This is a genomic window from Gangjinia marincola, from assembly GCF_039523415.1.
Lineage (GTDB): Bacteria > Bacteroidota > Bacteroidia > Flavobacteriales > Flavobacteriaceae > Gangjinia > Gangjinia marincola.
On the sequence record NZ_BAAAFG010000015.1, the window covers coordinates 565,284 to 586,101 of the forward strand.

Sequence of the window (20,818 nt, forward strand, 5' to 3'; positions counted from 1 at the left end):
TTTCTAATTGATTTGATAAAGTTGAGGGCGTTGATCATTTATACCAAAGATAAAAATAGTATCTCCTGCTTTGGTTTTAAGTTGATCAATAGCTTGTATTTCTCCCTTAATCGAAACTCCTGAGATAGTTGGTGATTGCCATTCAAATGTTTTCCCTTCTCTATTTATAAGCACTTCCCCTAATGAAGCATCAAGGCGTGAATATTGAGGTTTAAACTCATGATTGTTCCCTCCTAAAATCAGATCAGCAAACCCATCGTTATTAATATCTCTACTTGAGATTGCATTAATACAGGAGAGCTGGGCACGAGGAGGTAATTCTATAATTTCAAAACTATTATCTTCATTGTTTATGACAACGATACTAGAGGTAAAATTCACCTTTTTAACGATACTTTTTTGTAAAACTGTTGAAGGAAATAAATCCTGAATACTGCGTTTAGCATAATCTGATGCTTTAAGATTTTTTCTCTTTAGAGAAACTAGTTGCCCAGTGAGTTCCTTTTTTTGATGAATGGGCATATCTTTTCCATCTTGAGATAATGTCATGATTTGTTCTATGGATCCATTGCCATCAAAGTCATTGATCCATAGTTTCATTACGTCATCTTTTGAAGGTTTATAGTGAAGATTACGTCCTTGATTTCCTAATACTAAATCCTGATCGCCATCCTGATCTATGTCCACAGCATGAACGGCGTTCCAAAAGCCATATAAGTCAGATAGGTTGGTTTTTTCAAGTTTTAGCTGATTATTTTCAAAAACGTACTGTTTTGGAGTTCCCCATTCTTCGACCACAACAAAACGATTTTTAGAAAGCTTCGTTGTTGCGGTTACCATACCGCTGTTTTTTAAAACATCAGCTTTTTCTTTTGTAACATTTTTAAACGTAAAATTGCCGGTATTTTCCAACAAATAATGATTAGGTGAAATACCATAGATGCCAACCAGGGAGCGGGAAAATACCATTAGGTCTTGATCACCATCATTGTCATAGTCTATTGCTTGAATACTACTAATGTTAGTCGAGTTTTTGATAATGGGTAGGGGTTTAATCTCGAACCGATTGTTTCCTTTGTTTTGATACAATAAAATAGCATCATGTTGTTGTTGATTCACATTATTGCTTCCTGTTCCAATAATCAGATCATTTAGTCCGTCGTTATTTAAATCTTCAATAGTTGCTGTAACGTCTTCAGTAAATGCGTTTTGTTCGAAACCAGAAGTAGTTAACTGCTTAAATGAGAAGTTATTTTTTTGAAGATAGATCGCCGCAGATTGACCTTCGGCTGCACCCATAAATATATCATCAAGACCATCTTGATTTAAATCTCCAATGGCTAGTGCAGGACCTTCCTGTGAAGTTTTCATATGTAAGAGGCCTTCAATGTCAAAATCTGAGTAAGAATTTTCAGTATGGGACAAAAAATCGGCATTTTCAATTTCAGATAATAGAGGTGTGGGAATGTTCTTTTGCACCACGTATTGATCTATAGCATTTTTTTTATGTAGAGTTAATCGCTGATCGATAGAAACGTCATTGAGTACTTGAGTGGAAGCATCTGGCCAGATGACCCGCAGAGAATCAAGCTTGGCATGTTCTCCCAGACCAAGCGTAATGGTATAATCTACAGAAGATTGAAAGCCTCTTGAAGGTACTAACTCCTGAACAAAAAGAGCATCCTTGGCATACGCTAAAACTTTTGTGCCAATACCAAATGGATTTAAGCTATCTCCTTTAAATGAAAGTCCCAGGTAATGATGTTTAGTTAATACGTCTGTATTATTTCTATAGATAAAAGAAGGCATATTCACATTATTGACAACAAGGTCTAGATCTCCATCGTTATCCAGATCTCCATACGCAGCTCCATTTGAAAAACTAGGTTTCCCTAATCCCCAAGCTTCGGCTTTATCTTCAAAAGTTAAGTCACCTTTGTTTTGATATGCATAATTAGGAATAGGAGTGGAGGGCATTTTTTCAATAATAGAATCAATAGCTGCTTTCTTACCGGTGAGCGCCATTTTTTGAATAATGTCGTTGGCAAAAAAATCCACAAAATCAAGATCAGTAAGGTCGTGATTAATTCCATTAGTGATGTAAATATCTCTGTGGCCATCGTTATCCATATCAAATAGAAGACCCGACCAACTCCAATCTGTTGCTGATACTCCGCTAAAATAGGCTGTTTCTGAAAAAGTCTGATTGCCGTTATTGATTTGAAGTGTATTTTGTATGTATTGTTGAAAGAAGTCTTTTTCACGTTTGATGTCGAAAATCTTAACTCCTTCAAATTCCATGACAGACTTTACCCGCTCTTCAGGTTCTGGCAGCATATCTGTAATAAAAATATCTGACAGACCATCTCCATTCACATCCGCAATATCAACGCCCATCGCTGAAAGTGATAAATGAGCCGTTTGCGCCGTAATATTTTCAGTAAACGTACCGTCCTGATTATTAATATACAGGTAATCCCGCTCATAAAAATCGTTAGACACATAGATATCTGGATATAAATCCTGATTGATATCACTAATCATTACTCCAAGTCCAAATCCAATGAGGCTTCCATAAATTCCTGCTTCTTCGCTTACATCGGTAAAATATCCATTATCATTACGCAATAACATGTCACCCACACCTTTAAAAGCTTTTGGGATATCCCAATCCTGCGCACGAACTTCTCGTTGGTGAGCAAATCCCAGCCCCTGAACAGGAACATTACTATTATTGAGGACATAAACGTCTAAATCTCCATCGCGGTCATAATCAAAAAAGGATGCATGTGTGCTAAAGCCCGTTTCTGCCAAATTGTATTCTTGAGCTTTTTCAGAAAAGGTAAGATCCCCATTATTTATATAGAGATCATTATTGTGATTATCACCTTTCATGTTGCCGGCGTTACTCACATAAATATCTAATAAGCCGTCAGCATTAACATCTGCCATCGTCACTCCTGTACTCCAGGGTTTATTGCCAGTGACACCGGCTTCTTTAGAAATATCCTTGAAGGTAAAATTGCCTTGGTTTAGATAGAGCTTATTCTCGTTCATATTAGCCGTCATATAAATATCGACTAATCCATCGTTATTAATGTCGCCAAGTGCCACACCACCGCCGTTATAGAAATTGCGGTATTTGAAGATATTAAAGTCCTTTTGGTTTTTAATCTCATTAAAAAAATCAATCCCTGTTTCTTTAGGAGAAAGAAGTTCAAACAGCGTTATAGATTGTGCTTTGTCCTTACTTTTTTTAGTAGAACACGAAAGAGTACATCCTATAAGTAGTATGATTGCGAATAGGTTAAAAATCTTCTTCATAGCTCTGCAATCGGGGGTATATTAAGTAATACAGGCCGCCATAAATGACGACCTGTAGCATTCAAAATATAAAACAAAATTAGTAGCCTGGGTTCTGAGTTAGGTTAGGATTAGTTACCAATGCGTTACTTGGGATAGGGAATAAATTTCTATTAGGATCACCAACAGATGCAGGGTCTTTAAACTCCCAGTCATCTGTAAATTTACCAAATCGAACTAAATCGTTTCGTCTCCAATACTCAATATATAATTCTCTTCCACGTTCTGCCAATAATTCGTCTAAATCAACATTATCAAGGTCATCGGCCTGACGTAGACTTCTCAATTCATTTACCATACCTGTAATATCGGATCCCATTCTTAACATGGCCTCCGCTTTCATAAGATGTGCGTCTGCATATCTAAACATAATTTGGTAGGGAAAAAAGGAAGTACCTGAAATACCCGGGTGATATTTGATTACCCGAATTCCAGTTCTTTCATTGTTTCCGATTAGACCAGGAAAATCTCTGGTAAATACTAATGGATTACCATTACGATCTGTTAAAGCAGAACCATCACCGTCATATTGTTGTCCAACTAGAAATCCTAGACCTATACCGAATAAATCCTTATTACCAAAATCGTTATCTTCTTCTGTAACTGGCACAAAACCTCTACGCTCATCCTCTGCATCCCCGGGGAAATTAGTTTCTGAATCTCCATCGAAACTATCATAGAATTCTGCCAACGTACTGAAGCCGTTCCATCCTCCACCATTATTTTCGCCATCCCTTGGATCGTTTTGGTTATAATGCAGTGTATTCCAAACGCGTGGCCCTATTCCTGTTGATACAGCCCAGACTGTTTCAACATCATTTTCAGGACCAAACAATTCGAAGTATCCACTTTGTAATCCGTATCCTGCATCTTCAATTGCATCAACAGCATCTACCACATTTTGCATATCTTCAGTACTAAAATCAGAGGTACCTTTATAACGATTTGCATTTAGATAAATTTTGGCAAGTAAGAAATTCGCTGCAGCTTTAGAAGCTTTTGTTGGATTAGCTCCGGGACCATTGTTTGGTAAATCTGGCAAAGCTTCTTGTAGATCATTTAAAATAAAATCGTACGCTTCTTGAGTTGAAAAAACTGATGGTAAGACATCATTACCATCTGTAGGATTTCTAAATGGAGCAATTCCCCATAAATCTAGTACAAAATACATATTAAACGCCCTAAGAAATCTTGCCTCTGCAACCTCTTGTGCTGAACCTTCACTTAATGGATCTATTATCTCAGTAGCTCTGAGTACGTTTTGATTTAAGTTATTCCACGTATTAAAAATAAAAAGATGAGTTGAGCTCCAGTTATGTGCATGAAGCTGCCGCCATACACCATTATCACCCCAGTCTGTTCCTCGGGTGGGTACTATTAAGGCATCAGAGGTAACCTCATTTAAAGCAAATAGACTCTCCTGAGTTTCTAATTGAGAATAAATATCAGAGTATAGTCCATCTAAGGAGTTACTTACGTCTGCTAACCCGGTAAAAATACCTTCTTCTGTAATTATCGAGTCTGTTTCTTCTATTTCTAAGTCAGTACAGGAAACAAAAGTAATAACACACATGCATAAGGCGTATATGTAATGTTTATTAATCCATTTTGTCTTTTTCATAAGTTCGAATTTAAAATGATGCGTTAATTCCTAATGTTATAGTTGTTGGTCTGGGGAATGAAGTATAATCAACACCAGCTGTAGGTAAATCATTAAGTAAGTCACCACTAGACGGTCGAGAACTTACTTCAGGATCTAGTCCAGAATAATCCGTGATGAGCAACAGATTTTGACCTGTTAACGAAATTCTAAAACTATCAAAAAATGTCTTATCCATTAAGGGGACATTATACGAAACCGAGGCGTTTTGCAATCGGACGAAATCTCCACTTTCTAAAAACCGTGTTGAGGGATCTACAAGAGCGCCAGGTGATTCCCCAGTAGTCAAAACATCCGCTGTAACATTTCCACCAGTTTGAAAAGCACCAGCAGTATTAAAGGCATTAAATGTGTTATTATACACATAGTGACCAAATTGACCCGTGAAGAAAGCATTTGCTGACCAATTTTTATACCTAAAATTAGCGTTCATACCTGCAATTACATCTGGCAGAGCACTTTTCCCAACAAATACTTGTTCGTCTCGTTGTATGGCATCACCATTATCATCAAACCCTTCAAACTCCCTAAGATAGAATGAATATAATGGTTGTCCTTCAGACAATTGCTGAACAAATGCATTGGATAAGCCCTGACCGTAAATAGCTCCTGCCGGGAAATTTCCAGTTAATTCTTCAATCGTATTTTCATTGTAAGTAACATTGGCATTCAATTCAAATGTCATATCTTCATTATCTACAAAATAGTATCCAATAAGAAATTCAACACCTTGATTTATAATCTCAGAATCAACGTTCCTAAAGTTAAATGTATTATTTGACGGTTGTGCAGCTTCTGTAAAAAGTAACAAATCAGTAGTTACTCTTCTATAGAAATCTAAACTACCGTAAAGTTTATCATTTGCAAAACCATAATCTATTCCCGCGGCAAACTGGGTAGTTTCTTCCCATTTGAGATCTGGTTCGGGGTTTGCTTGAACTTCCAATGTACCTACCTCTAGAGCGCCATCATCGCGTATTGGATCGAACGCAGTGATTGGTGTAAAACGTTCACGTCTCGCAAAATTACCGTATCCTACGCCATCTTGATTACCAGTTATACCTGCACTTAAACGAAGCTTCAATGTAGAAATTTTGTCTCCTACAAAGTCTTCCTCAGATAGTTTCCAGGCGAATGCTCCCGAAGGAAAATATCCGTATTGATTATCATCAGAGAAACGTGATGAACCGTCTGCTCTAAATGTACCTGTAAATAAATATTTATCAGCGATGGTATAATTCACCCTTCCAAAAAATGATTGTAATTCGTCTGTGTTGTCAAATGTATCAACATAGATTGTACTGACAGGTAATGATTGTGTATTCGCAAAAAACTCTCTCGCTTCTTCATCATCAGTCGGAAATAAGCGATTAACAAATATATTGCCTGATTGTTCAGAAAAGTTCACATAATTATTTGAAAAACCGTATTGTTGAAAACTACCGCCAAATTGATCCCTTAATAATGAAGCTGTACGACCTAATGCATCTTCCATTTGGTCAAAATTATTAGTTTGATATCCCCAACCGCTTATATTTCTACCTTCTCTTTGAAAATCTTGATAAGAATAACCTGCTAGAATATCTAAATTAGAGTTATCGGATTCTTTTTTCCAATTTAGCGTAGCTTCCAATAAATTACTTTCAGTTTCTAATTCGTTTAAACTTCCCACACCATTACCAAAAGCTCCTTGTCCAAATCCAAGAGCATTATCATTTGCTAAACTATTACGTTCTGATTCTGATTGATCGTATCCTAAATTAACTTTCGCAGTTAGATTACTCAAAATATCAAATTCTGTTGATAAACTTATTAAATAGCGGTCAGTGTTAGTAATGTCTCTGGAAAAGGCTAGTGCTGCTGCTGGATTAAGTCTTGATGGATTTCCATCGAAAAATGGATCAGCAGGAATCGTGGGATTTAGGAATAATCCTGCTAGTAGATCTCCCGAAGAACCAGCATTACCCCCAATTGGTGCAGCCTGGTCATTAACCTGCGAAATAGTTCCTTGAAAACTAAAGCGCAATCTTTCGTCAAGAAATTTATGGTTGGCATTAATTCGTCCAGTTATGCGTTCTAATTCAGAACCTTCTACGATACCTTGCTGTGTAGCATATCCAAAAGTTCCTCTAACATTACCATCTCCATAATTATTAGAATAGGATAGATTTTGCTCTTGAGAAGCTGCCGTTCTGAAGATGTAATCTTGCCAATCTGTTCTCGCTCCAAAGTCTCTCTCGTCTTCGCCTATCGCTTCACTTTCAGCGATATATTGCTCCGGACTAAGTAAATTGTAATCTTCTCTCAAATACGAATAATTCAGATTAGAGCTAAAGGTAAATTTACCTCCCCTAGCACCCTTGCCAGATTTAGTGGTTATTATCACGACCCCATTTGCCCCTCTTGAACCGTAAATTGCCGTGGCAGATGCATCTTTTAAAATACTGATACTTTCAATATCATTTGGATTTAGAAATAACAATGGATTATTTGCCGAACTGGAACCAACCCCAACATTACTACCTTCGGGCGTAATATTTTCTCCTGTTAATGGAATACCATCAACAACAAACAATGGGTTATTATTGGATCGAATAGAACTCGCTCCTCTAATTCGAATATCTATACCTGCTCCAGGCTGACCACTAGATTGAGTGATTTGCACACCTGCTGCTTTACCTTGTATTAACTGTTCTGGCGAAGATATGACTCCTTGGTTAAAATCTTCTGCCGTTACGGCGGTTACTGCCCCCGTGGCATCTTTTACAGTTGTCGTACCATAACCAATTACCACAATCTCATCCAGTACGGCAGCGTCTTCCTCTAGTTGTACATTAATCGTGGATCGTCCATCGACAGCGACTTCTTTTGTTTTAAATCCAACGTAACTAAAAACTAATGTGGCTTCTGGAGTTACATTATCCAGCGAATAATTACCATCAAAGTCTGTTTGAGTTCCATTAGTTGTGCCTTTTACCACAATATTTACTCCCGGGAGCGGTCCTGTGGCATCAGAGACGACACCTGTAACGGTTTGAGCACCTAAAATGCTGCTAAAAAACAATGCGAGTAATGGCATTATTTTACTTAGTAACGTGTTTTTCATGTTTGGTTATTGTTTAGTTTGTGTAATCCTATTGTAAAGAATCGTATAACGAATATTAGGATTTTTTACAATATTCAAAAATTATAAGGATTAAAACAGTGAATATCTCACCGAAAACGTTTTCGAAAATTACAACATATTTCACAAACTTCTTAATGATTTTATGATTTAAGCTGAATCCTATAGTATATCTCTCAATATTTTAACTAGATTTGAACATACCGATATAATGATCTTAATAATCCTTACTTTTTTTCAATGCCAAGTGTAACATTAAAAGAAATTGCAGAAACTCTGGGCATTTCAATTGCGACAGTATCTAAAGCATTAAAAGGTTATCCTGACATTAGCGAATCCACTAAGCAACGTGTTCAGGAATTAGCGAAATCGTTGAATTATCATCCTAATTCCTTTGCGCAAAGTCTTCGCACTCAGCAATCCAATCTTATAGGACTTATTATTCCAGAAATTGTGCATCATTTTTTCGCCAATATCATACAAGGCGTCATTGATGAAGCAAAAAAAGAAGGATATCTTGTTATCGTTCTACAATCAGATGAATCTTACATTCATGAAAAAGAACAATTACAGTTACTCTTAGAAAAAAATGTAGATGGGATTTTAATATCGCTCTCAGATAAGACTGTTCACTACAAACATGTTAAAGAAGTCATTGATGCCGGTATGCCTGTTGTACTCTACGATAAAATCTCAAAATCATTAGACTGTTCAAAGATCATAATAGATGATCGTGGAGCAGCAAAAGATGCTACTACTCATCTTATTCTGCGTGGCTGTCAAAAAATTGCTCATATCAGTGGACCTCTAAAACCTCAAACTACGATTGATCGATATCTGGGATATAAGGATGCTTTAAAAGAACACGGTATCTCGTTTCAAAAAGAATTGGTCTACACCAGCGAGAATTTATCATATGAAGATGGATACGCTCTTGGTGAACAAATTTTAATCGATCATCCTGATGTGGACGGTATTTTCTCCTTTACAGATTTAGTCGCCACAGGGGCACTAACTAAAATTCGCGAGATGGGAATCAAAATTCCCGATCAGGTTTCTATCATGGGGTTTAGTAACTGGTTTTTAGCACGAATTACTACCCCTACACTTTCTACGGTAGACCAGCCGGGATATCGCATGGGTCAGGAAGCATTTAAGCAACTCTGTAAGGAAATCAAAATGACCAAGGATCAAGAAATCATTTTGCCAGAGATAATAAAAATTCCCACAAAAATTGTTCAGCGACAGTCTACACGATAAACCCAGTGTAATTAACTTTTTTGTAGCTTAGCGAAATAGGTATCATATCGCACGTTATCATGAAAAAGATTTTTAGCATACTTAGTTCTGTCATTTTTTGTGTTCAACTTTTATCTGCACAGCAAGACGGCTGGCACATTACCACAAAAGATACGAGTAATTATACCGGGATTGTAGTTGCCAACGGCCGCCTAGGTATTCTTCCCTCTTCAAAAATTTTAGGAGTAGAACAAGTTATTTTAAATAATGTGTATGATAAAGCTTCTTCACTGGGAGTAAGTAAAATTTTGAAAGGAATGGATTTTATGAGTCTATCCCTCACTATTGATGGAGAGAAAATAGATCACTCTTCTGTTTCAAACTGGTCTCAAACGTTGAACATGAAAGAGGCTTCATTTTCAACATCGTTTGATTTCAAGGATAAAGCCGAAGTTACCTATACCTTTTATGCGTTACGCAACGTACCTTACGCCGGATATGTAGATATACAGGTTCGGTCTAAAAAAGCAATTGAAGTAGAAGTTTCTGGCGGAATTAAAACTTCGATGGAATACCAAGATCCAATGAGTACGTTTAGGATTTTAAGGGATGCAGAGGTTACGATGCCCATTCTTCAAACAGTTGCAAAAAGTAGGATGGGAAAACACACAGTAGCAGCTTCAGGAACATTCATTTGGCATGATATTAATAGTGGTGATGAGCATGTACGACCTGCATTGACACATGTAAAAACGTCAGAGTACAATCACGCAATTACATTTCAGCGTAAGCTAAAAAAAGGAGAATCGCTTGACTTTGCTTGGACTGCAGCACAAACGACGACCCAGGATTTTGAGGATCCGCAGAACGAATCAGAACGTTTTGTGATTTTTAATTTACTTACTCCTAAAAAAGATCTACTTCAGGATCACATCAACCTATGGAAAGAGTTATGGAAAGGTGATATTGTTATTGAAGGCGATGTGCAGTCGCAACAAGACGTTAGACTTGGTCTGTATCATCTGTACGCGTTTGCACGTGGTGATTCTAATTTAAGCATTGCCCCAATGGGGTTGTCCTCTCAAAATTATAACGGTCACATCTTTTGGGATACAGAGTTATGGATGTATCCTCCCTTGCTGATCTTTAATCAGGATATTGCAAGATCCTTAGTGAATTACAGGTCAGATCGATTGGACAAAGCCAAGCAAAAGGCCATTAATTTTGGATATAAAGGTGCTATGTTCCCTTGGGAGAGTGACGATACAGGAGAAGAAGCTACTCCAGCCTGGGCACTAACGGGAACTTTTGAGCATCACATTACGGCAGATGTTGCTATCGCTTTTTGGAATTATTATCGCGTAACAAAAGATAAAAAATGGTTAGAGGAACGAGGCTATCCAATGCTAAAAGAAATTGCGGATTATTGGGTAAGCAGGGTTTCTAAAAACTCAGATGGATCGTACAGCATCAAAAATGTTGTAGGAGCCAATGAGTTTGCTCCAAATGTAACTGATAATGCGTTTACAAATGGTTCTGCGATTACTGCGCTGCGCTATGCCAGCCTTGCGGCGGAAGCAGTAGAACAAAAACCAGATCCGGAGTGGAATCAAATTGCTGACCGCATAAAAATTCACCGCTTTCCTGACGGAACAACGATGGAACATGCTGAATATGATGGAGAACGTATTAAACAGGCCGATGTAAACTTACTTACTTTTCCTTTAGATATCGTAAATGATCCTGAAACTGTTTTGAAAGATTTAAATTACTATGAACCTAAATTAGCCGCTGAAGGTCCCGCTATGGGGAAAGCGATATTTGCGGTGATTTACGCACGACTTGGCAATGCCAAAGAAGCATATCGTTTGTTTAAAGAAAGTTATGAACCAAATAAGCGCCCTCCATTTGGTGCTCTGGCCGAAGCTGCTACAAGCAACAATCCATATTTTGCCACGGGTGCAGGAGGTATGCTGCAAACCGTTTTATTTGGATTTGGAGGATTGCATTTTACGGAAGAAGGCATTATCCAAAAAAATCCAATTTTACCTAAGCAATGGAAATCATTAACCATTAAAGGGGTAGGTCCAGAGAAGAAAACGTATCGAATTGATTAATTCAAATTTCTTTTCTCCATAAAGAAACGCTTTAGCAAAGCAGAAGCTTCATCTTTCAAAACGCCCATGGTGACCTCAGTTTTGGGGTGTAATTTTACTCCCATTTTCAAGTAGCCGCGTAGCTCATCTGGGGCTGCAAAAACGATTCGGCTAATCTGGCTCCAATACAAAGCTCCCGCGCACATTTGGCAAGGTTCAAGCGTAACGTATAATGTACAATTTTTGAGGTATTTTCCGCCTAAAAAATTAGAAGCAGCGGTTATGGCTTGCATTTCGGCATGAGCAGTAACATCAACCAGCAGTTCGGTTAGATTATGACTACGTGCAATGATTTGTTGATTCGAAACAATAACAGCTCCAACGGGTATTTCATTGCGTTCATAGGCCAACCTGGCTTCGGCAAGTGCTTTTCGCATAAAATACGCGTCGTCATAAACATCTTCCAGCATACTGCAATGGGTTTGGTCAAAGCTACAAATTCATTTCTATTCAAACGCGTATAATTGTACCTTTGAGCGATGCTACACGATATCAATTCGCCTAAAGATCTTAGAAAACTGTCATTAATACAGCTGCCTGACCTTGCGCAAGAGTTGCGTGAGTTTATCATTGATATCGTCGCTACAAAAGAAGGTCACCTTGGGGCAAGTCTGGGCGTTGTGGAGCTTACCATTGCACTACACTATGTATTCAACACTCCAGATGATCTCCTGGTCTGGGATGTAGGGCATCAGGCCTATGTGCACAAATTACTTACAGGAAGAAGAGACCGGTTTCATACCAACAGGCAGCTAGGGGGGATTTCAGGCTTTCCCGTACGTGAAGAAAGCCCTTACGACACGTTTGGTGTTGGTCATAGTTCTACCTCGATTTCAGCCGCCTTAGGTATGGCGATTGCTTCGCAGCTTCAAGGAGAGGGGACGAAGCAGCATATCGCCGTTATTGGAGATGCGTCCATTGCAAGTGGGATGGCATTTGAGGCCTTAAATCATGCCGGAGTCACTAATGCCAACCTGTTGATCATATTAAACGACAATGCGATAGGAATTGATCCAAGTGTAGGTGCGCTCAAAGAATACTTTGCTAAAACTACAGTTGGGGATACACCCGGCGGAACCATTTTTGAAGCACTTAGCTTAACCTATAAAGGTCCGGTTGACGGGCATAATCTTGACGCTTTAGTGAAAGAATTAAAGCGACAGAAGGAATTAAAAGGCCCCAGAATTCTTCATGTTGTCACTAAAAAAGGAAAGGGTCTCCGTCAAGCGGAAGAAGATCAGGTACGCTACCATGCACCGGGTAAATTCGACAAGCTTACGGGCGATATTCCTAAGGTCACCAACGCTCATGAACAATTACCTGAAAAGTTTCAGGAGGTGTTTGGAAAAACACTGGTTGAACTAGCTGAAGCCAATTCAAAAATTATAGGGATCACCCCGGCTATGCCTACCGGAAGTTCCTTGACCTATATGATGGAGCGCTTTCCTAAACGCGCTTTTGATGTAGGTATAGCGGAGCAGCATGCGGTTACCTTTTCGGCAGGGATGGCCACTCAAGGATTCAAGGTGTTTTGTGTGATTTATTCTACATTTTTACAGCGCGCTTACGATCAGGTTATACATGATGTGGCCTTGCAAAATTTACCGGTCGTATTTTGTATTGATCGGGCAGGATTAGTTGGGAACGATGGTGCTACCCACCATGGTGTATTTGATTTAGCTTATCTCAACGCAATTCCCAACTTGCGTATTGCGGCACCGGCTACTCTTATTGACCTGCGAAATCTGTTATATACTGCCTCAATAGATCAAGACGGTCCTATTGCGATACGTTATCCACGGGGTAGAGGAGAAGTGCTCCAATGGAAACGGCCCTTTAAGCAACTAGAGATTGGCAAAGGAAAACAGCTAAAAGCCGGAATTACGGTCGCTGTACTTTCTTTAGGAGCGATTGCAGGTAATGTGACAATGGCCATTCAGGGATTACCCCAACATGATCAAGAAAAAGTAGCCCACTACGATATGCGGTGGATGAAACCTTTAGATCATGAATTACTGGATCAAATCGTAACGCAGTTTGACCATATCATTACGGTAGAAGATAGTGTGATCAAAGGAGGATTTGGAGAAGCTGTGGTCTGTTATTTCGCTAAAAGGTGGCAGGGTAAACATGTTGAGGTGTTGGGAATTCCAGATCAGTTTATCGAACACGGGAGCACCATGGAATTAAAAGAGATTGCAGGGATATCTACTGGAAATATTCAAAAATTGCTTCAAGATATGATATAAAAAAAGACCACCTTTTGGTGGTCTTTGTGTAGAATTACACCTTGTGTTATTCGATCACAAGTTTCGTAGAGAAGGTACCTTTTTCAGCTGTAATCTTTACTAAGTAAATGCCTTGAGAGAATGAAGAGGTATTTAAAACAACATCATTACTCAAATCAGCATCCTGAGATAAGATTATACGACCATTAATATCATATATAGCAATAGTTGCCGTTCCATTCAAATTACCTGACTGAATAACAACCTGATCTTTAGCCGGGTTAGGATAAAGTCCAAAATCTCCAGTTGCAAATGATGCTGTAGAAAGAACTCCCGCCGGGATATCAAAATTTTCTACTTGATCAAATCGGCTATTTGTAGAACCTTGAGACGCATTTTCACCAACTCCTCTATTTGCAAAAGCTGTCCAAATTAATAGTTGATTGGCTCCATCATTTGAAAGCATATCAGCTTCTAGAATAGCATCTCTACCAGTAACAAATCCAACACCGCACGGTTGTAACTTTAAGGCATCAACGACTAGTTGAAATGCGATATTATTACCTCCTGTACCATTATAAATATCAGCATCAAAACCATATTCATCAATAAGTGCCCACGTCATATCCCAAAGTATGGAAGCCCAAACAGTTCCTATTCCATGAGGTTGTGAAATACCGGCACTATTAGTGTCCCCATAGGTTAAACTATTTATAGCGAAATCTGTGCTGTAGCGGGCCGGTCTAATACCAGAACCTGTTATCGGCTGGCTAACTGCATAGGTAGCTATTCCTCTGGGTTGTTCAGCAAAATCATCTGCATCCATCGTAAGAATAAGTCCTAAGAAATCGCTCCAGCCCTCTCCCATTTGTTCTGCGTTAAAAAGACATCCTGAATTTGCAGGTCCACCAGTAAGGCGCGTTGATAATCCATGACCATATTCATGAGCCACAATACCATTATCAAAACTACCGTCAACTTGATACGGACCAGCATCAAATAATGTCATATTTAATGTTCCACCTCCTTGCAGTTCTGTAATAATTTGTTCTCCTTCAGCTTGGGCAATCATGACAACAGGTATAGTCACTTGATCACCAACATCGCCACCAGACATTCCTTGTGCCGGTCCCGGTACGTTATTCACAACAATCACTGCAATTGCTCCTTCATTTTCTGCTGCCAACGCTTTAAAACCAAATTGGCACTCTCCTCGTCTAATAATAGCTATGGATCCAGTTAGATCATCCCCATTTAAAATAGTATCACACGCATCGGTCTCGTCAGTTGACACTCCAGAATTGTCATCTATAACAACAACTGCATCAGCAATAAGTGGGTCATCAAAGGGTAAGACTCCTCCAAAACCTGCAGCAACCACAGAATAATCTCCCTGTAAAGGTCCGGCAGTATTAATGATTAGAGAATTACCGGGATTGCCAGAAGCACTCCATAGGAACATGCTCATCCTTGGATTTTGACCATCTGGTGGGGTTCCAAAAGTGGCGTTGTTTAATGAACTACCATCTTGGCCATCTGCATTAACGCTATCAGATTGATTACCACCATTTCCATAATTGTTTTCTTGAAAATTACCGCTTGCTTCATCAAAGCCGTACTGATAGAGAACATCATGAATCACGTTATTCCAGTAAAAGAGGTTAACTAAAGATGCATCTTGAAATGAAGATGGTGGACCGTTGAACTCTAACTCAAAATCGAAATTCAAATCAGCAGTTCCATCAGGTGAGTATCCTATACCATTATTCGAATTGCGATCTTCTTGTGCCCATACATTATTTCCTCTGGTAACAGTAAACTCTGCTCCAGCTGCTCCATTGACGTCATGCCATCCAAAAGGAGAAGCTAATAGGTCAACCGGTTCTTGAACCAGTGCCCGATCCCCATGATTTGGAGATTCTACCGGTAAAGGAAATACATTATATTGTGAGCCGTCATTTAATATGCTAAGACTATTTTCTCCAAACGCAAGCTCTTTCTCTGTTTTTATCTTTGAAGGTAATGTACTTCTCACCCCATCGTGATTGTGACTTTCAAACGTACATGAAATTACAAGATCATTTTTATTAATGATTTCTCCGGTTAACGCGTCAACTCTTATACTCCACATGTGTTTAGTATCTGTAGTTTCTATAAAAAGATCCCACGCCAATTTTAATGTATTATTTTCAATCGGAGCATAGACCAGATTAGCCGTAATATTCTGTAATGAAACGTTTCCTTGATCCAATATATACCTCGTATTGCCTTGGGAGATAATTTCTATTCCGGTTGGGTTCCCTAAGTTCAAACTAGAAGCAGCAGAAGCTACCGCCTGTTGAGGTGTTAAGGCTGGTGAACTGGTATTTACGTTAGCTGTAATATTTTTTATAAAGCTGTTCGCAAAACTTACTACCTTGTTATTCTTGATGGCAAAATTAGCTACTCCGTTAAATACGGGAATTCCATTAACCGTTTGTTGCACATAGACGTGCTCCACGTCAAGACTTTTAGTATAATACTGATTAGTCACTACTAAATGGTCTACATCAGACTCAGTAAGATTCAAGGATTTTGATTCATTCTGTAAATAGGTTTCTATCACAGGGATATAATCCTTTTGTGCATAGGTGCTTAAGGTTAAAAACGCCAAAAGCACGAGGGTAATTATTTTTTTCATATTCTGGTTTTAATGATGTATTGCTAAACTAATAGTCGTTAGTTTAACGGAAAGGTTACGAAAATATAACACAATCTGGGATTTTGAATTGTAAATCTCAGATTTAACACCTGTTTACTCCAATATCATCAAAGGTTTAGCTCTAATCCTTCAATTTTCTTAAATAAGCGTAAGGCGTTGCTGTCGCTAAAAGAAGCTACTGTACTACAAAGGTTAATCAAATTAGCGTAAAGATCGTCCCCAATAACAACATCAGATAACATGCCTTTTTTGATGAGCATGTCAAAATTAGATGGAGTATTAGTATTAATCCTCTCAATAGCTCCGCAAAAATGATCCAAGAGCGTGGATAAAATTTTATATCCTGCGATCTCTTTTTCGACGACTTCCTTGCTTTGGTAGATATTTTCAACGCTAATTTTAAGAATATCGTTGATTTGAGCTGAATATGCAGAAACATCCATCAATGCCTTTGAAAAGGTACCGTTTAAAATTTCTTTTTCGTGCTTAATAAAGTTTTCTGCGGCTTCATTAATGAGAACTCCGATGGCTAAGGCTCTTAAGTAGCTCACCCGATCTGCTGTGGTGCTTAATTTTGCGTATTTTTTTACATCAAGTTGATTTTTGACCAACTTTATTAAATATTCTAATGCAAAATCTTCTTCAATTAAGCCTAGGTTAATACCGTCTTCAAAATCTATGATGGTATAACAAATATCATCTGCCGCTTCGACTAAGTAGGTAAGTGGATGACGGGAATACAGCGTTTCACCTTCCATTTTTTGGCTGGAGAGGCCTAACTCCTCTGCAATCTCGTAAAAGTGCTCTTCATCTGACGAAAAGTAGCCAAATTTTTTATGTGCAATATGCTGAGTGGGTTTATGCGGAAGTGATGGTTTGGGGTATTTCATAAAGGCTCCCAAGGTGGCGTAGGAGAGGCGTAATCCGCCCGAAATTCCCTGTCTGCTTTGAGTTAATAATTTAAAGCCGTTCGCATTACCTTCAAAGTGGGTAAGATCCTGAAACTGTTTCCGCGTAAGCGAATCCTTAAAACGTTTCCCATTTCCGCGGCTAAAGTATTCGCCGATGGCCTTTTCACCACTGTGACCAAAGGGAGGATTACCAATATCATGGGCGAGTGCAGCCGCTGCTACGATTGCGCCAAAATCATTAAATTGGTATCCTAAGGTTTGGTGGAGGTGGGGATGTTTTTCTACTAATTTTTTACCCACAATTCTACCTAACGACCTCCCAACGACAGAGACTTCCAGACTATGCGTAAGACGAGTATGGACAAAATCGGTTTTAGATAGCGGAATAACCTGAGTCTTGTCCTGTAAACTTCTAAAACCCGAAGAAAAAATAATGCGATCGTAATCTACTTCAAACCCTAGACGTGTATCATCCTGCTCTTTACGCAGTCGTTTATTCGTATCTCCTAATCGCTTGAGCGAAAGCAGTTGTTCCCAGTTCAAAATAAGAATTTAGATATTAGACGTTAGAGCGTTCTCAGCATAGCTGCTCACTGTTAGACAAAATCCCCGCATTCGCGGGGATCTGTTTATTGGTTGTTCTTAATTAGATTTTTTTAGGTTTTGTGTTTCTTCAACATTTTGACTACGCTCAATGTGACAGCAAGATTATGACACCTGAAAAATCTAGAAATCTTATTTTTACGACCCACACATCAGGCAATCATCTCCTTCGGCTTCTTTTGACTGCTGGATAATCGCTTTTAATTCTTCAGGAGTGAGTGAGCTTTCTTCAGAAACAGCCGCAGGTTGCATTACATGTTGTGGTGCAGGTGACGGTGCGGCTTGCGCTTTTAACGTTGCCGCAGCTTTTGCAGCTACTTGCTCTGCATTGGCCGCAACCGTTGCTTCAGGTTGTTTTTTACTTTCTGCTTTAAGCGTAAATTTAATGGCATCTACGGCAGACTTCGTTCTTAAATAATACATTCCTGTTTTGAGTCCGCTTTTCCACGCATAAAAATGCATAGAGGTCAATTTTGCCATGGTTGCTCCTTCCATAAACAGATTGAGCGATTGTGACTGATCGATAAAATATCCCCTGTGGCGCGCCATGTCAATGATATCTTTCATGGATAATTCCCACACGGTTTTATATAGTTCTTTTAATTCTTGCGGAATAATATCAATATTTTGTACAGATCCATTTGCACGCATGATGGCGTCTTTAAGATCATCATTCCAAAGTCCTAAGTTTACCAGATCTTCTAATAAATGCTTGTTTACTACGATGAACTCGCCAGAAAGTACTCTGCGGGTATAAATATTTGACGTATATGGCTCAAAGGCTTCGTTATTTCCAAGAATTTGAGAAGTAGACGCCGTTGGCATAGGGGCAACCAATAACGAGTTACGTACACCGTGCTCCTTGACTTGTTTACGCAGTTTTTCCCAGTTCCATCGACCGCTTAATTCTTCGTCTTTAATTCCCCATAAGTTATGCTGAAATTCTCCTTTACTAATGGGAGATCCTTCATAACTTTCATAGGTTCCATCTGCTTTAGCTTCTTCCATAGATGCGGTGACCGCAGCAAAATACAGTGTTTCAAAAATTTCTTGGTTTAACTTTTTAGCCTCTTCACTCGTAAACGGAAGTCTTAACTTAATGAACGTATCAGCCAAACCTTGCACACCTAATCCAACCGGTCTGTGGCGCATGTTAGAGTTTTCGGCTTCTTTTACCGGGTAATAATTACGGTCAATAACGCGGTTTAAGTTCTTCGTAACACGTTTTGTGATCTTGAATAATTCCTTATGATCGAACTCGCCGTTTTTAACAAACATAGGGAGTGCGATAGAAGCCAGGTTACACACCGCAACTTCATCTGGGCTGGTGTACTCTAAAATTTCAGTACATAAGTTAGAAGAACGGATCGTACCTAAATTTTGCTGATTTGATTTGCGGTTACAGGCATCTTTGTAGAGCATGTAAGGAGTACCGGTTTCGATTTGAGATTCCAGGATTTTCTCCCAAAGCTCTCTTGCCCTTATAGTTTTACGTCCTTTTTCTTCGGCTTCATATTTTAAGTATAACTCTTCAAAAGCTTCACTGTGGCAGTCAAATAAGCCGGGACATTCATTAGGACACATTAAGGTCCACGTGCCATCTTCTTGCACGCGCTTCATGAATAAATCTGGAATCCACATGGCGTAGAATAGATCACGTGCACGCATTTCTTCTTTACCGTGATTCTTTTTGAGGTCTAAGAAATCAAAAATATCTGCATGCCATGGTTCAAGGTAAATAGCAAATGAGCCTTTACGTTTTCCACCACCCTGATCTACATATCGTGCTGTATCATTGAATACACGAAGCATAGGCACGATTCCATTAGAGGTACCGTTAGTACCAGAAATATAGGATCCTGTTGCACGTACATTATGCATAGATAGTCCTATCCCGCCGGCAGATTGTGAAATCTTGGCTGTTTGCTTGAGTGTATCATAAATACCATCTATGCTGTCTTCTTTCATTGTGAGTAGGAAGCAAGATGACATTTGAGGCTTAGGGGTACCTGCATTAAAGAGGGTAGGCGTAGCATGAGTAAAAAACTTTTTAGACATCAATTCATAGGTCTCCACAGCAGCGTCAAGATCATTGAGGTGAATCCCGATCGAAACACGCATCAGCATATGTTGAGGACGCTCTGCGATTTTGCCGTTGAGTTTCAATAAATAGGAACGCTCTAAGGTTTTAAACCCAAAATAATCGTACCCAAAATCACGATTATAAATAATAGTAGAGTCTAATTTCTCTTTGTTAGCTTGTATCACTTCATATACATCATCTGCAATGAGTGGTGCTTTCTTACCGGTACGTGGATTAATGTATTCATATAAATCGGTAACTACTTCGCTAAAGTTTTTCTTGGTGTTTTTATGCAGGTTAGAGACAGAAATTCGTGCAGCAAGCTGTGCGTAATCAGGATGTTTTGTCGTCATGGTTGCTGCAACCTCAGCCGCCAAGTTATCCAATTCACTGGTTGTTACGCCATCATATAATCCTTCAATTACGCGCATGGCGACCTTTGTAGGATCAACCAGCGGATTAAGGCTGTAACATAATTTTTTTACTCGGGCAGTAATCTTGTCAAACATGACCGGCTCCTTGCGACCGTCTCTTTTTACAACATGCATAGGTGTACTTTTTTGGGTTTATTTTATAGTTGGTTTAATAAATAAGGCGGAAAACGAGTTGTTTAAAGCCTATAATTACTGCTAAGGTCATCAGCAGCACGTTTTAAGAGTTGGCGGTCTCTGTAATCTTCCGGTTATTGCAGAAGATGAATTTCAGGATTGAGCTTTTAACTGTCCTGAAGAATTTATGTTTTATTGACTT

General features: G+C 38.9%; 10 protein-coding genes. 3 read left to right on the plus strand and 7 right to left on the minus strand.

Going from position 1 to position 20,818, the window contains the following annotated elements:
• Positions 1 to 3 precede the first annotated feature (3 nt).
• The 3 genes from ABD000_RS10380 to ABD000_RS10390 all read right to left on the minus strand — a co-directional run bounded on the left by ABD000_RS10380 (position 4) and on the right by ABD000_RS10390 (position 8,129).
• The gene (locus ABD000_RS10380) at positions 4 to 3,324 is read right to left on the minus strand and encodes a VCBS repeat-containing protein (RefSeq protein WP_343767019.1); all 3,321 of its coding nucleotides are present in this window, start codon (positions 3,322 to 3,324) and stop codon (positions 4 to 6) included.
• Positions 3,325 to 3,403: 79 nt separating this feature from the next.
• Positions 3,404 to 4,984, minus strand: a complete 1,581-nt coding sequence (locus ABD000_RS10385; RefSeq protein WP_343767023.1) for a RagB/SusD family nutrient uptake outer membrane protein — start codon at positions 4,982 to 4,984, stop codon at positions 3,404 to 3,406.
• 10 nt (positions 4,985 to 4,994) lie between these two features.
• Positions 4,995 to 8,129: a SusC/RagA family TonB-linked outer membrane protein gene (locus ABD000_RS10390; protein ID WP_343767026.1), complete on the minus strand. Its 3,135-nt coding sequence runs from the start codon at positions 8,127 to 8,129 to the stop codon at positions 4,995 to 4,997.
• A gap of 258 nt (positions 8,130 to 8,387) precedes the next feature.
• Here ABD000_RS10390 and ABD000_RS10395 point away from each other — a divergent pair, with 258 nt between their 5' ends.
• Together ABD000_RS10395 and ABD000_RS10400 are read left to right on the plus strand one after the other, a co-directional pair.
• The gene (locus ABD000_RS10395; RefSeq protein ID WP_343767028.1) at positions 8,388 to 9,407 is read left to right on the plus strand and encodes a LacI family DNA-binding transcriptional regulator; all 1,020 of its coding nucleotides are present in this window, start codon (positions 8,388 to 8,390) and stop codon (positions 9,405 to 9,407) included.
• A 59-nt stretch (positions 9,408 to 9,466) separates the two neighbouring features.
• Positions 9,467 to 11,503, plus strand: coding sequence for a kojibiose hydrolase (locus tag ABD000_RS10400; RefSeq protein ID WP_343767030.1), 2,037 nt, complete (start codon positions 9,467 to 9,469; stop codon positions 11,501 to 11,503).
• On the opposite strand, the gene ABD000_RS10405 is transcribed toward ABD000_RS10400, so the two are convergent.
• A complete protein-coding gene (locus ABD000_RS10405; RefSeq protein WP_425545360.1) occupies positions 11,500 to 11,952 on the minus strand; it encodes a nucleoside deaminase in 453 nt (150 codons plus the stop codon). The genes ABD000_RS10400 and ABD000_RS10405 overlap by 4 nt on opposite strands.
• 69 nt (positions 11,953 to 12,021) lie before the next feature.
• On the opposite strand from ABD000_RS10405, the gene ABD000_RS10410 reads away from it, so the two are divergent.
• Positions 12,022 to 13,791, plus strand: coding sequence for a 1-deoxy-D-xylulose-5-phosphate synthase (locus ABD000_RS10410; protein WP_343767033.1), 1,770 nt, complete (start codon positions 12,022 to 12,024; stop codon positions 13,789 to 13,791).
• 46 nt (positions 13,792 to 13,837) lie between these two features.
• On the opposite strand, the gene ABD000_RS10415 is transcribed toward ABD000_RS10410, so the two are convergent.
• The 3 genes from ABD000_RS10415 to ABD000_RS10425 all read right to left on the minus strand — a co-directional run bounded on the left by ABD000_RS10415 (position 13,838) and on the right by ABD000_RS10425 (position 20,616).
• Positions 13,838 to 16,450 (minus strand): T9SS-dependent M36 family metallopeptidase, encoded by a 2,613-nt coding sequence (locus ABD000_RS10415; protein WP_343767036.1) that lies wholly within the window; start codon positions 16,448 to 16,450, stop codon positions 13,838 to 13,840.
• A gap of 128 nt (positions 16,451 to 16,578) precedes the next feature.
• Positions 16,579 to 17,925, minus strand: coding sequence for a deoxyguanosinetriphosphate triphosphohydrolase (locus ABD000_RS10420; RefSeq protein WP_343767039.1), 1,347 nt, complete (start codon positions 17,923 to 17,925; stop codon positions 16,579 to 16,581).
• A 198-nt stretch (positions 17,926 to 18,123) separates the two neighbouring features.
• On the minus strand, positions 18,124 to 20,616 hold the full coding sequence (locus ABD000_RS10425) for a ribonucleoside-diphosphate reductase subunit alpha (protein ID WP_343767042.1): 2,493 nt from the start codon (positions 20,614 to 20,616) through the stop codon (positions 18,124 to 18,126).
• Between the last annotated feature and the right edge of the window lie 202 nt (positions 20,617 to 20,818).

Excerpts from the sequence above, each read along its gene's own strand:
- ABD000_RS10415 (WP_343767036.1), bottom strand. The coding sequence starts at position 16,450 with ATGAAAAAAATAATTACCCTCGTGCTTTTGGCGTTTTTAACCTTAAGC.
- ABD000_RS10405 (WP_425545360.1), bottom strand. The coding sequence starts at position 11,952 with ATGCTGGAAGATGTTTATGACGACGCGTATTTTATGCGAAAAGCACTT.
- ABD000_RS10385 (WP_343767023.1), bottom strand. The coding sequence starts at position 4,984 with ATGAAAAAGACAAAATGGATTAATAAACATTACATATACGCCTTATGC.
- ABD000_RS10400 (WP_343767030.1), top strand. The coding sequence starts at position 9,467 with ATGAAAAAGATTTTTAGCATACTTAGTTCTGTCATTTTTTGTGTTCAA.
- ABD000_RS10390 (WP_343767026.1), bottom strand. The coding sequence starts at position 8,129 with ATGAAAAACACGTTACTAAGTAAAATAATGCCATTACTCGCATTGTTT.
- ABD000_RS10410 (WP_343767033.1), top strand. The coding sequence starts at position 12,022 with ATGCTACACGATATCAATTCGCCTAAAGATCTTAGAAAACTGTCATTA.
- ABD000_RS10395 (WP_343767028.1), top strand. The coding sequence starts at position 8,388 with ATGCCAAGTGTAACATTAAAAGAAATTGCAGAAACTCTGGGCATTTCA.
- ABD000_RS10425 (WP_343767042.1), bottom strand. The coding sequence starts at position 20,616 with ATGCATGTTGTAAAAAGAGACGGTCGCAAGGAGCCGGTCATGTTTGAC.
- ABD000_RS10380 (WP_343767019.1), bottom strand. The coding sequence starts at position 3,324 with ATGAAGAAGATTTTTAACCTATTCGCAATCATACTACTTATAGGATGT.